The following is a 12,989-nucleotide window of genomic DNA, read 5'->3' on the forward strand; positions in this document are numbered from 1 at the left end:
ATATTGGCTTCCAAAATAGCAATTCTTAATAACAAACAGGCAAAATGCTCAATTTAATGGTTATGATGATTAAATCATAGCAATAAACATACCATACTTACTGTTTTTAGAAATTATTTTTTACAGAAATTAACATTTTTTCAAATGAGAAATACTTGAAGTATGCTGATGCATTTGATTGAATAGGTTTTAAACTGATACTTTTATGCTTTTAAAGCTTAAAATGTGCTTGATTTTTTGTTATTTTGGGCTCGCTTAAAAATGAGATGAACTCTGATAAATAAGAAGTGTATATTTAAACCAAAGTAGTTCATTTAATTAGTGATAAGGAAGCTAAAAAAGATTCGAAAATATGGCAAAAGGATTAACAAAAAGGAGTGTTGATTACTCACAATGGTATAATGAGCTGGTTATAAAAGCTGATTTAGCTGAAAACTCAGCAGTAAGAGGATGTATGGTTATTAAACCTTATGGCTATGCTATTTGGGAAAAAATGCAGCAACAATTGGATAAAATGTTCAAAGAAACAGGACATGAGAATGCATATTTTCCATTGTTTATTCCTAAGTCATTTTTAAGTAAAGAGGCCGATCACGTTGAAGGATTCGCTAAAGAATGCGCGGTTGTTACTCACTATCGTTTAAAAAATGATCCTGATGGAAAAGGAGTGATAGTTGATCCTGATGCTAAATTAGAGGAGGAATTAATCGTTCGTCCAACTTCGGAAACGATTATTTGGAATACCTATAAAAACTGGATTCAATCGTATCGTGATTTACCTATTAAATGTAACCAATGGGCTAATGTGGTACGTTGGGAAATGAGAACGCGTTTGTTTTTACGTACAGCGGAGTTTTTATGGCAAGAAGGGCATACTGCTCATGCTACAAAACAAGAGGCTATTGAGGAAACAGAAACAATGATTCAGGTATATGCCGATTTTGCGGAGCAGTTTATGGGAGTTCCTGTTATTCAGGGTTTAAAAACAGCCAATGAACGTTTTGCAGGTGCATTAGAAACGTATACCATTGAGGCTTTAATGCAAGATGGAAAAGCATTGCAGTCGGGTACTTCTCACTTTTTGGGTCAGAACTTTGCAAAGGCATTTGATGTTAAATTTGCGAGTAAAGAAGGAAAAGAGGATTACGTATGGGCAAGTTCTTGGGGAGTTTCAACTCGATTGATGGGAGCATTAATCATGGCACATTCAGATGACCATGGTTTGGTATTGCCTCCAAAGTTAGCACCTATTCAAGTAGCTATTGTACCTATCTATAAAAGCCAGGAAGACTTAGATAAAATCACTGCAGTAGTTAATCCTATTGTAGCTAAGCTAAAAGAAAAAGGTATTTCGGTTAAGTTTGATGATAGCGATAACCGCAAGCCAGGTTGGAAATTTGCTCAATATGAGTTGAAAGGTGTTCCTGTGCGTTTAGCCATGGGAATGCGCGATTTAGAAAATGCGACTGTTGAATTAGCACGAAGAGATACTTTAAGTAAAGAGGTAGTTTCTATAGAAGGGGTGGACACTTATATTGCAGAACTTTTAGATATTATTCAAGAGAATATCTATCAGAAAGCAATAGACTTTAGAGCGGATAAAACTACGGAAGTAGAAACATACGATGAATTTAAAAAAGTACTTGACGAAAAAGGTGGCTTTATCTTAGCGCATTGGAATGGTTCTGAAGAAGTAGAAAAACAAATTAAAGAAGAAACTAAAGCAACGATTAGATGTATTCCTTTAGAAGGGGACAAAACGCCAGGTAAATGTATTGTTACAGGTGAGCCTTCGGAGCAAAAAGTTCTTTTTGCTAAAGCATATTAAACTAAAGTGCCTTTTATAGGGCGTTTTTAATGATATTTATCAGGGGAAGCTATTTAATAGCTTTCCCTTTTTTGTTTTTAGTAATTAACTATTAATTTTAGTTTTTAAGATAAACATAATATAGTTATGACAGATATAAAAGATAGATTCCTAAAGTATGTGGTTATTGATACCGAAGCAGATACGGATACCGGGTTAACTCCATCTACTCCAGGGCAAATGAAGTTTTCTCAACAATTGGTTGAGGAACTCAAAGTAATTGGTTTGGAGGATGCGGAGCTTGATGAGAATGGTTATGTGATGGCTACTATTCCATCAAATGTGGATGAAGAAGTGCCTGTGATGGGATTTATAGCACATGTGGATACCAGCCCTGATTTTACGGGTAAAAATGTAAACCCTCAAGTCATAGAAAAGTATGATGGCAGTGATATTGTACTTAATGTGGATGAGAATATTATAATGACTACAGCTGATTTTCCAGAGCTGAAGAACTACCTAGGGCAAACGCTCATTACAACTGATGGAACAACGTTATTGGGTGCCGATGATAAAGCTGGTGTAACGGAGATTGTAAGTGCAGCTGAGTATTTAATGAATCATCCTGAAATTAAGCATGGAAAAATTAGGATTGGTTTTACGCCTGATGAAGAAATTGGTGCAGGTGCCGACCATTTTAATGTAGAAAAATTTGGTGCGGAATACGCATATACCATGGATGGTGGTGAGATAGGCGAGTTGGAGTATGAAAACTTTAATGCAGCTATGGCAAAAATTACCGTGAAAGGTCGAAATGTTCATCCAGGTTATGCCAAAAATAAAATGCGTAATTCAATTCGTATTGCCAACCAGATTATATCTATGCTTCCAAGGGTGGAGACTCCAGAACATACTTCAGGTTATGAGGGCTTTTATCATTTAATTTCGTTTAACGGAGAGGTAGAGAAAAGTGAACTGATGTACATTGTTCGAGATTTTAAACGTGATAGGTTCGAGGATAGGAAAAAAGAGATGGTTCATTTGGTTAATAAAGTGAATAAGGAGTATGGAGAAGGTACGGTCAGTATTGAATTAAAAGACCAGTATTATAATATGTGCGAAAAAGTAAAGCCGGTTATGCACATTGTCGATCAAGCCAAAGAAGCCATGGAACAAGTTGGTGTAAAGCCTTTGATTAAACCTATTAGAGGTGGTACTGACGGGGCTCGTTTATCGTTTATGGGATTACCCACCCCAAATATTTTTGCAGGAGGGCATAATTTTCATGGTCGTTTTGAGTTTGTGCCTTTAGAAAGTATGCAAAAGGCGGTGGAAGTGATTCTTAAAATTGTTGAACTTTCAGTAAAAAAAGCATAATCAGTTTAGGCGATAGTTGATTTCATTATTTGTTAGAAGTATAATTTCTTGAATCATAGATTTTAAAAGAAATGAGCTGAAAATAATTTTAAAAAAACGTATGCTGAGATAAACTTTTTTTGTGCACTTTTGTTTGAGATGTGTAGTAAATAATATTACAAAGCAACATAAACAAAATTAAACATTATGGCAGTATTAGTAGGTAAAAAAGCGCCTGCATTTAAAGCAGAAGCAGTAGTTAATGGTGGTGAAATGGTTGAGGGTTATTCTCTAGATCAATTTATTGGTAAAAAGAATGTTATTTTATTCTTTTACCCAGCAGATTTTACATTTGTTTGCCCAACTGAGATTATTGCATTTCAAGATAAAATTGCTGAGTTCGAAAAAAGAAACGTTGAAGTAATCGGTGTTTCTGTAGACTCTGCATTCTCTCACTGGAAGTGGTTACAAACAGAGAAAAAAGAAGGTGGTATCAAAGGAGTTAAATTTCCTTTAGTTGCTGATAATGCAATGACTATCTCTGAAAATTACGATGTTTTAGCTGGTGAGTACGATTACAACGACGAAGGTCAAATGGTATTCGAAGGAACTCCAATGGCTTACAGAGGTCTTTTCTTAATTGATAAAGCAGGTGTTGTTCGTCATCAGGTAGTAAACGATATGCCTTTAGGACGTAGCGTTGATGAGACTTTAAGAATGATTGATGCTTTACAATTCTTCGAAGAAAATGGTGAGGTTTGTCCTGCAGACTGGCATGCTGGAGATGAAGGTTTAACTGCATCTCAAGAAGGTATTTCTGATTATTTAGGAAAGAGAGACTAATTATTTATTAAATATTTTTAAGCATCTACATTAATTTGTAGGTGCTTTTTTTTTGTTTTATAAAGTGCAGTCTTTCCTTTTTAAATTAAATTTGCGGCATGCGCGAGAGTATTACATTTCAGGTTGAGGATTCGGAGGTTTTTAAAAGGCAATTGGTATGCTTTAGTAGGCAACTGCAATATTCTGCTATATTTAATAGCTGTAACTATTATAAAAACATTCCTTCTGCAGTCCACTATCATTCAAATAACTTTTTAGCAGGTTTAGATCATGTTAATATTATTGAAGGATCTTTTAATCAAGTTGAAACTGAAATGTCTAAGCTTCAAGATTGGTTATTGGGCAGTTGGACTTATGATTTAAAGAATGAGTTTGAAAATCTGTATTCTGTAAATTATGATGGATTAAATTTTCCATTGGCTATATTCTTTCAACCGCGCTATGTTATTTCTCTTAAGGAGATGGGAGGGACTTTAGAATATTTACCACAACATAATTCTAAAGAGGATGCAATAGAACTTATTCAAAAAATTAAAGCATTTAAAGAGGAATCTGAAGGTGAGGATAAAGTGAGGTTTAAAGCTCGCGTATCCAAAGAAAAATATTGTCAGTCAATCGCTTCGGTATTAGATCATATCCACAAAGGAGATATTTATGAGCTCAATTACTGCATGGAGTTTTTTGCAGAACAAATTCATATTGATCCTTATTCAGTTTATAATAAATTAGTTAGTATATCACCAACTCCTTTTTCCTCATTTATTAAATTAAAGGATAAGTATGTGATGTCGGCTTCACCTGAAAGGTATTTAAAGAAAGAAGGGGATAAGCTTATTAGTCAGCCCATAAAGGGAACTACCAAGCGGGGAGCTTCAGTCGGGGAAGATAAGCAACTAAAAAAGTATTTACAGTCGTGTGTAAAGGAGCAGTCGGAAAATATCATGATTACAGATTTGGTGCGCAATGATTTATCGCGAGTGGCCTGTAAAGGAACGGTTGAAGTTGAAGAATTGTGCGGTATTTACCCGTTTAAGCAAGTGTTTCAAATGATTTCCACCATTAGTGCTCAATTACATGAAGACAAAACTGGATTGGATGCTATTAAAGCTTCGTTCCCTGCTGGATCAATGACTGGGGCTCCAAAAATTAGAGCCATGAAGTTGATTGAAAAGTATGAAGAAACAAAGCGCGGTTTGTATTCTGGTGCAGTCGGATATTTTTCTCCCAATGGAGATTTTGATTTTAACGTGGTAATTAGAAGTTTGCTGTACAATGCAAGTAATCAGTATCTATCGTTTATGGTAGGCAGTGCCATCACGGAGAAAAGTATTGCTGAAGATGAATATGATGAGTGTTTGTTAAAAGCCAAGGCCATCTTACAATTATTTAACCAAGAAAAACTCACGTAACATGATTAAAGAATTCAGTAAATATTTATTCAAACAATGTGGTTTTTCTTCGGGACAGAAAGTGTTGGTTGCCTTAAGTGGTGGGGCTGATTCTATTGCATTATTACATTTGTTATTTCATGCTGGAGTTGATGTTTCTGCAGCACATTGTAACTTTAAATTAAGAGGACAGGAATCAGACGATGATGAGCAGTTTGTTCAATATTTTTGCAATAGGTTAAAGGTTCAGCTTTATCAAAAATCATTTGAAACAGAAACTTTTGCAAAGGAACAAGGTGTCTCGATAGAAATGGCTGCACGCGATTTAAGGTATGCTTGGTTTAATGAGTTATTACAAGATAATCAACTGAATTTTATAGCTACAGGACATCATAAGGATGATAGTATAGAAACTTTTTTCTTGAATTTGGCTAGGGGAACTGGAATTAAAGGTTTATCAGGAATTAAGCCCATTCAGGGAAATTTAATTAGACCGTTACTGAGGTTTTCTCGAATGGATATAGAAAATTATTGTACCGATCAAGAATTAGATTTTAGAACTGATTCATCAAATCAGGAATCGGTGTATTTACGAAATAAACTTAGGAATGATATTCTGCCTTTATTCAAGGAACTAAACCCATCCTTTGCAGAAACTATGCACAAAAATATGGGGCATTTGAATCAGGTGAGTCATTTTTTGCAGGCATCTGTAGAGCGCATAAAAAAGGATTTGGTGGTAGATCAAGATGGAAAGCTTCTAATATCCTTGCAACATATTAATGAGTTTATAGATCAGGAATTGGTATTGTTTGAAATACTTCAGCCATATGGTTTTAATGGAGTTATAGTAAAAGAGCTTGTGGAATGCATTAAAAGTGATGTTTCTGGTAAGCAGTTTTATTCTAAATCACATCGATTGATAAAAGATCGTTTTAATTTAATACTAATTCCAATTGAGCCCGAACAACAGGAGGAAGTGTTTTATTTAAGTGTGGATAGTTATGGGGTAAAAAGTCCTATAGCAATTAGTATTGAGCGAGATTTAGATATGGATACTTATAAAATTGATAAGAATTCATTAGTGGCTCAATTCGATTCTGAATTATTAAACTACCCATTAACAATAAGGAAATGGAGGCAAGGTGATCAATTTTGCCCATTGGGGATGAGTCACTTTAAAAAGCTTAGTGACTTTTTTATTGATAATAAATTCTCCATTAAGGATAAGGAGGATGTTTGGCTGCTTTTGTCTGGTGATGATATTATTTGGATTGTAGGTCATAGAACGGATGATAGGTATAAATTAAGCAATAAAACTAAAAAAGTAACTAAGTTTAGTATAGGGTAGTTTAAATTGAAAGTTATAAGTTGAAAGAGATATTTTTCCTAAATAACTTTCTGTTGACCCAAACAACTAATCATTCATTAACTCAATATTATCATACTCAAAATCATCTACAATTCCGCCACCCATTACCACATCATCTTTATAAAAAACAATGGATTGGCCAGGAGTAAGAGCCCAAACCGCTTGGTTAAATGTAATATGAAGTTTGCCTTTAATTAATTCTAAAGTTCCAGGAGTTGGAGGGACAGCGTCTAAACCTCTAATTCTTAAATCTACTTCTTGCTTCTCATTCGTATGCGATGGATTGCAGAACATAAAGTCAGAGATTAATACTTGACTCGATAATAATTCTTTTTTGGGAGCAGTGATTAATCGATTGTTTTTAGCATCAATACAAGCTACGTATTCTCCTTGATTGTTAGTAAGGTTTAAACCTCTTTTTTGTCCTATGGTATAATATGGAAAACCCTCATGTGTTCCGATGTTTTCGCCCTTGCTATTTCTTATTTCTCCGTTGGATAAGTGTTTCTGTAAATCAGGTTTAAGCTCATTAATAAAGTTTCGATAATCATTGCCTTGCAGAAAGCATACGCCCATACTTTCTTTTTTATTGGCCATAGATTTAAAGCCAAGGCTGTCGGCTTTTTCCTTTACTTCTTTTTTTATCATCGAACCCAAGGGGAAAACACATTTTTTTAGGATGGCTTGAGAGAGATTCCATAAAAAATAGGACTGGTCTTTAGAAGGGTCTTTTCCTTTTTGAATATGGAAGAATCCATCTTTTTCGATGGTGCTTACATAATGACCTGTAGCTATATATTCGCAACCCAAACGTTCCGACTCTTCCAATAACAACTTCCATTTAATAGTCTCGTTGCAGCGGATACAAGGGTTTGGCGTTCTTCCCTTTAAATACTCATCTACAAAATAATCAATTACATCAGATTTAAACGCGTCGTATACATCAATGGTATGATGCTCAAAATTAAGTTTGTGAGCTAAGTTTTTTGCTTCAGAAATAAAATAAAGCGATTCTGGAGATGATAAAGGTGCTAGTGTATTAAAGGTTATTCCAACTACTTCGTAACCTTGTTGCAATAAATACCAAGCCGACATTGAGCTATCAACTCCTCCGCTCATTCCCAATAAAACACGTTTCTTTGTCATCCTGCAAAAGTAAGTAACTGAATGTTTTTATAATACAGGAAAGCTCAAAGATTTTCTATTTCTACTACTAAAATTAAATCCTACCAAAAATACTAATTTAATAGGATAAAAGTGCATTTAGGACATAACAATTCTATTATTTATGTGTTTTAACTCAAGCACAGACAGAATTTAGAGATTTAGTGAAATAGAAAAATGAACAAACCATGATACAATATTATACTTTACCAGGATTTGGAGGATCTAATGAAAACCATTGGCAAAGCATTTTTGAGAGACTTTTACCCAATTGTAATAGAATAGAACAAGCTAACTGGGATGAGCCTAATCGGGAAGATTGGGTTGAAACCATTGAAAAAAACCTTGAAAGTGTGGATTTATCTAATGTGGTATTTGTTACGCATAGTTTAGGCGGAATAACTTTGGCACATTGGTTTAAGGCTTATGGAAAAAAGGTGAAGGGAGCTTTTATAGTGGCACCTCCTCATTTAGATGAAAACTTGCAGGTAGAAGAAATTAAGAATTTTTTACCGGTACCGAAAGGTGAATTAGCTTTTCCATCTATACTAATTGCCAGTACAAATGATCAATGGTCTGCCATTGAAGATTCGGAAAAGTTAGCAAAATATTGGGGGAGTAGTTTTGTGAATATAGGTGATGCAGGGCATGTAAATGCAGACTCGGGCTTCGGAGAATGGGAGCAAGGGCAAGAGCTACTAAAGAGCTTTGTTGAGAAATTATAAAAAGAAACTCCGAAGTGATATTTGCACTTCGGAGTTTCTTTTTAATCTTTGGCTAATATATTAGCAGGTTTAAAATCAACGCTCGTATCTACCAAATGAGCTTTATTTATTTTATTACCACCTTTAATAAATTTAGTGCCCATTACATAGGCTTTGGTATTGTTAACTGCATCAACAGCTAAAAGAGTATCATCTTTAAAATACCAAACCGAGAATTTATGGTTTTCACCATCATCATCACGGATCAATACTTCGTTTGCACCTTTATATAATCCTACCATTTGTAATTTAACATCAAATTGGTCAGACCAAAACCAAGGTAGGGCATTGTAATTGGCTTCTTTGCCACAAATTACAGCTGCAGCTACTTTCGCTTGATCGTTAGCATTCTGAATGGATTCTAAACGAATATGTCTGTCGTAAAGTGCATTGTAATGATTAGTGCAATCCCCAATGGCGTAAATTGAATCATCACTGGTTTTTGTACTCGAATCCACCTTAATACCATTACTAATTTCCAGACCAGCTGCTTCTGCTAATTCCTTATTAACAAATACGCCAACTCCAATAATAACAATATCTGCCTCAAAAGTAGAACCATCCTGACAAACTACAGAAGTACTTTCGTTGTTTACTTCAAATGCATTAACATTTTTATTGGTATGGATATTTACTCCGTTTTCTGTATGTAAGCTCTCAAAATATTGTGACATTTCTGGAGCTGTTACTCTCGCTAAAACTCTATCTTCTTTTTCCAGTACAGTAACAGAAGCGCCTAACTTTTTTAAAGAAGCAGCCGTTTCAAGTCCAACATATCCACCGCCTATTAGTACAACTCTTTTTTGTTTACTATTAGCAAGAGCTGATGAAATTTTTTTTACATCCTCAGCTGTTCTTAAAGTATACAGCTTAGGTGTTTCATCAATATTTTTAATTTTAGGAATTATGGGACGACTACCTGTTGCAAGAACCAGTTTATCATAGCTAATGCTACTATCATCTCGTAATATTATTTTTTTATCTGCTTTATTAATGCTTTTAACTGTACACCCAAGCTTTAAGCTAATATTTTCTCGCTCGTATAAGCTTAAGGGTTTAAGGATGTGGTCATCGATACTTTCGGCACCAGTAAGTACTGCTTTAGATAAAGGTGGCCGATAATAGGGAAGGTTAGTGTCAGAATCTAATAGGATTATTTCACCTTCCCAACCTTCGGATCGCAAAGCAAAAGCAAAAGTTACCCCTGCCTGACTAGCTCCAACTACAACACACCTTTTATCTTTACTTTCTATAGTAGACATTTTATAGGCTTTTATTGGCGCCGCCAAAAGGTTTAATACCTCGAGGCTTGCCTCGTTAATACTGTTAGTATTCAGGTTAATGCCTCTGGGCTTGCCCCGAGGTACTTTACTAAATATTGATATGGTTTTAGTTGGCCACATGCACTACCAAGCCATCTAACTCTTCCGTAATTTGCACCTGACAGCATAGTCTGCTATTGTCCTGCACATTATCGCTTAGTTCCAATAAATCCTTTTCAATTTCGCTCGCTTCACCGGTTTTTGCGCTATGCTCTTCAGGAACATGAACGTGACAAGTAGCACAGGAACAAACGCCTCCGCATTCTCCTTCAATTCCTTTAATACCATTTTGCGTAGCCAGTTTCATCAATGATCCAGAACTAGCTTCTAAAGTAATGTGTTCGTTATCTCGTGTTACAAAAGTTATTTTAGCCATAATATTTTAAGTTTAATTTTAGTGAGTTTATAATGCAGTTAATTTCACATTGATATTGTGGTATCCCACTTTACGTTTAATACCCCCCCAATCTTCAATATTATCTTCACTATCTAGAATTTCCATAGAACCAATTTTTTCAATTATTTGCTCTAATAGTATTTTCAGAATAGTTCTTGCATGGGTAGCTCCTAAACAATTATGAGTACCAAATCCAAATCCCACATGAGGATTCATTTGTCTATCTAACACTACTTCATTAGGTTTTTCGAAAACGCGCTCATCTCTGTTAGCAGATGCCCAACACATAGAAATTCTTGAATCCTTTTTAACAGCATGCTCACAAACAGCTGTGTCCTCGGTAGCAACACGTCCCATATGCGTTAATGGTGAAAAATAGCGTACCAGTTCTTCAATAGCAGTATTCATATGTTCAGGTTGCTTACGCAGATACTCAATAGATTCGGGATGATCAGCAAAATAAGCAATAGAGTTGGTAACTGCGTTGATTACGGTATCCCTGCCGCCAGCAAAAGTTAACATCATAACACCCTTTACTTCATCATCGCTTAGTTTTTTACCATCGACTTCTGAGTTTAATAATACCGAAAAGAAATCTTCGGTTGGATTCTTCTTGGCTTCTTCTACTTTCTCGTCAAGGTAATCAGCAAGTACATTTGCTTTACTATTATCTAAAGGATCATCTTCACTTCTAAAAACATGTGTTCCCCATGAAATCCAACGCTCTGCTTCTGAGTAATCTGAGTTTAACAATACAGTAAGAGCTCGAGACTGCAATACAAGAGAAAAATCGTGAATAACTTCCACGCTTCCTTTTTCAATAGCTTCGTCCAGAACGCCTGCAATTATATTTTTAAGCTTCGCTTGGTATTCTTCCTCTAACGGACGTTTAAACCAAGGTTCTACTAAATCACGATAGCTTTTATGTTCTGGTGGGTCTACTTCAAAGGGTATTTGACGTAAGTCACGTATCTCCACTTCTGATGGAACTACGATACGGCCAGGTTCAGCTCCAGATTGAAAGGTTTTCCAGTTGTGTGCAGCCTTACGAACATCTTTATGCCCGAGTACCATTTTTACAGGATCATTCTGATCATCTATATCATGATAACCTTCGTTTTCTCTTTTTTCCTTAAAAGGATCTGGCATTTCACTTTTTTTCATGTCTTTGATTTTTACATTTAGTTGTTATATAGAACGCCTAATAAATGTTAATCTTTACTTTTTCACTTTAAGCGAATAGCTTATATGTATTGAAAACATTAAATTATACTTGTTCGTTTTAACACTAATTGATTTAGTTCCATTTAGAAGCGGAAAAAGAGATGTAAAACTCCGATAATGACACAAAAAATATATAACTGTATCTTTAAAGGGCTTTTACCTATAAATACTTCTTTCCACTTCAGTAATTGCTGTTTTAATTTAGATTATATCTGTATAAGCAAATATAGAGAAGAACATTGCCAAGTTGTATGTATTAATTTGTAATAAAAGTGTACTATATTGTCTAGTGACGATAATAGACTGTAAATATTGGAATTATGATATAGTTTATAGTGGTAGATTATAAGGTAAAGTATTAAATAAATTAAACTTGGAGATGTATGATTCTTATCTATTTGATTGAATAAATATTTGAATTAATTAGGCAGAAATTTACTTGAGATGGATAGCTCACGCAATATTTTATTACTTTTAATCTGACTGAATTTTAGAATTCAAATTTAAACTTTGAAGAATCATGATTAGTAATGTCGTATTAATTGGATCGGGAAAATTAGCTACTCAATTGGGGCTATGTTTGGCAAAAACGGGTTATAACATTAGGCAAGTTTATAGTAGAACAATTGAAAATGCGCAGGAGTTAGCTGAGCGATTAAATGCCTATGCAACGGATAGTTTTAACGAGATTCAGGAAGATGCAGATATATATATTATAGCTGTGGCGGATTCTGTTTTGCATACTACTATCGAAAGTTTACCTAAAGTAAAAGGTATTGTAGTTCATACTGCGGGTGCCATGAGTGTTGATTTACTGATTAGGTTTGATCAATATGGTATATTCTATCCCTTTCAAACATTTAGTAAAGAAAGAGATGTGGATTTTAAAAATATACCTGTATTAATAGAAGCCTGTAATGAGGATGTGGATTTAAAACTAAAAAGCTTCGCATCAAAAATTTCAAAAACCGTAAAAACTTGTGATTCTAACCAAAGACAGCAAATTCATTTAGCGGCAGTGTTTGCATGCAATTTTACGAACCATATGTATGCTATTGCCGAGGATATACTGCAGGAAAATGATGTTAGTTTTGATGTGATTAAACCCATAATTATGGAAACAGCGCATAAAACGGATTATTTATCTCCAGTAAAGGCGCAGACAGGACCAGCGGTGCGAGGTGACAAAAATGTGATTAAGAAACATTTGGAGATGCTGGATAATGATGATGAATTATCTGTGCTTTATAGTAAGATAACTTCAAGGATTGCAAAACTCCAGTCTGGTAAAATTAAAATACAAGACTAGAAGATATTAAATAACAAAAAGCCAGAAAATACAGTTTTCTGGC

General features: G+C 34.8%; 11 protein-coding genes. 7 read left to right on the forward strand and 4 right to left on the reverse strand.

The annotated features are described in order from the left end of the window. Positions 1-352: 352 nt before the first annotated feature. The 5 genes from proS (at position 353) to tilS (ending at position 6,745) form a co-directional block, all read left to right on the forward strand. On the forward strand, positions 353-1,828 hold the full coding sequence (proS, locus tag A8L32_RS02040) for a proline--tRNA ligase (protein WP_066627178.1): 1,476 nt from the start codon (positions 353-355) through the stop codon (positions 1,826-1,828). 126 nt (positions 1,829-1,954) lie between these two features. After that, entirely contained in the window at positions 1,955-3,184 is a 1,230-nt protein-coding gene (gene pepT / locus A8L32_RS02045; protein ID WP_066627181.1) for a peptidase T, read from the forward strand. A gap of 186 nt (positions 3,185-3,370) precedes the next feature. Then, positions 3,371-4,006 carry a peroxiredoxin gene (locus A8L32_RS02050; RefSeq protein WP_066627184.1) on the forward strand — a complete coding sequence of 212 codons (636 nt, stop codon included), beginning with the start codon at positions 3,371-3,373 and terminating at the stop codon, positions 4,004-4,006. Positions 4,007-4,104: 98 nt separating this feature from the next. Further along, a complete protein-coding gene (locus A8L32_RS02055) occupies positions 4,105-5,415 on the forward strand; it encodes an anthranilate synthase component I family protein (protein ID WP_066627187.1) in 1,311 nt (436 codons plus the stop codon). Position 5,416: 1 nt separating this feature from the next. Further along, a complete protein-coding gene (gene tilS, locus A8L32_RS02060; RefSeq protein ID WP_066627188.1) occupies positions 5,417-6,745 on the forward strand; it encodes a tRNA lysidine(34) synthetase TilS in 1,329 nt (442 codons plus the stop codon). A gap of 66 nt (positions 6,746-6,811) precedes the next feature. On the opposite strand, the gene mnmA is transcribed toward tilS, so the two are convergent. Next, positions 6,812-7,912 carry a tRNA 2-thiouridine(34) synthase MnmA gene (gene mnmA, locus A8L32_RS02065; RefSeq protein ID WP_071797435.1) on the reverse strand — a complete coding sequence of 367 codons (1,101 nt, stop codon included), beginning with the start codon at positions 7,910-7,912 and terminating at the stop codon, positions 6,812-6,814. A 206-nt stretch (positions 7,913-8,118) separates the two neighbouring features. Here mnmA and A8L32_RS02070 point away from each other — a divergent pair, with 206 nt between their 5' ends. After that, positions 8,119-8,655, forward strand: a complete 537-nt coding sequence (locus A8L32_RS02070) for an RBBP9/YdeN family alpha/beta hydrolase (RefSeq protein WP_066627190.1) — start codon at positions 8,119-8,121, stop codon at positions 8,653-8,655. 41 nt (positions 8,656-8,696) lie between these two features. Here A8L32_RS02070 and A8L32_RS02075 read toward each other — a convergent pair whose 3' ends face one another. From A8L32_RS02075 to A8L32_RS02085, 3 genes are all read right to left on the reverse strand, one after another. Next, the gene (locus tag A8L32_RS02075; RefSeq protein ID WP_066627331.1) at positions 8,697-9,956 is read right to left on the reverse strand and encodes an NAD(P)/FAD-dependent oxidoreductase; all 1,260 of its coding nucleotides are present in this window, start codon (positions 9,954-9,956) and stop codon (positions 8,697-8,699) included. A gap of 127 nt (positions 9,957-10,083) precedes the next feature. Beyond that, a complete protein-coding gene (locus A8L32_RS02080; RefSeq protein ID WP_066627192.1) occupies positions 10,084-10,392 on the reverse strand; it encodes a 2Fe-2S iron-sulfur cluster-binding protein in 309 nt (102 codons plus the stop codon). A 27-nt stretch (positions 10,393-10,419) separates the two neighbouring features. After that, on the reverse strand, positions 10,420-11,577 hold the full coding sequence (locus A8L32_RS02085) for a cytochrome P450 (protein WP_066627195.1): 1,158 nt from the start codon (positions 11,575-11,577) through the stop codon (positions 10,420-10,422). 580 nt (positions 11,578-12,157) lie between these two features. On the opposite strand from A8L32_RS02085, the gene A8L32_RS02090 reads away from it, so the two are divergent. After that, positions 12,158-12,946: a Rossmann-like and DUF2520 domain-containing protein gene (locus A8L32_RS02090; protein ID WP_066627197.1), complete on the forward strand. Its 789-nt coding sequence runs from the start codon at positions 12,158-12,160 to the stop codon at positions 12,944-12,946. Positions 12,947-12,989: the final 43 nt, after the last annotated feature.

This window comes from Labilibacter marinus, from assembly GCF_001659685.2.
GTDB lineage: Bacteria > Bacteroidota > Bacteroidia > Bacteroidales > Marinilabiliaceae > Saccharicrinis > Saccharicrinis marinus.

Coding starts and splice junctions, on each gene's coding strand:
- proS (WP_066627178.1), top strand. CDS start 353: ATGGCAAAAGGATTAACAAAAAGGAGTGTTGATTACTCACAATGGTAT.
- pepT (WP_066627181.1), top strand. CDS start 1,955: ATGACAGATATAAAAGATAGATTCCTAAAGTATGTGGTTATTGATACC.
- A8L32_RS02050 (WP_066627184.1), top strand. CDS start 3,371: ATGGCAGTATTAGTAGGTAAAAAAGCGCCTGCATTTAAAGCAGAAGCA.
- A8L32_RS02055 (WP_066627187.1), top strand. CDS start 4,105: ATGCGCGAGAGTATTACATTTCAGGTTGAGGATTCGGAGGTTTTTAAA.
- tilS (WP_066627188.1), top strand. CDS start 5,417: ATGATTAAAGAATTCAGTAAATATTTATTCAAACAATGTGGTTTTTCT.
- mnmA (WP_071797435.1), bottom strand. CDS start 7,912: ATGACAAAGAAACGTGTTTTATTGGGAATGAGCGGAGGAGTTGATAGC.
- A8L32_RS02070 (WP_066627190.1), top strand. CDS start 8,119: ATGATACAATATTATACTTTACCAGGATTTGGAGGATCTAATGAAAAC.
- A8L32_RS02075 (WP_066627331.1), bottom strand. CDS start 9,956: ATGTCTACTATAGAAAGTAAAGATAAAAGGTGTGTTGTAGTTGGAGCT.
- A8L32_RS02080 (WP_066627192.1), bottom strand. CDS start 10,392: ATGGCTAAAATAACTTTTGTAACACGAGATAACGAACACATTACTTTA.
- A8L32_RS02085 (WP_066627195.1), bottom strand. CDS start 11,577: ATGAAAAAAAGTGAAATGCCAGATCCTTTTAAGGAAAAAAGAGAAAAC.
- A8L32_RS02090 (WP_066627197.1), top strand. CDS start 12,158: ATGATTAGTAATGTCGTATTAATTGGATCGGGAAAATTAGCTACTCAA.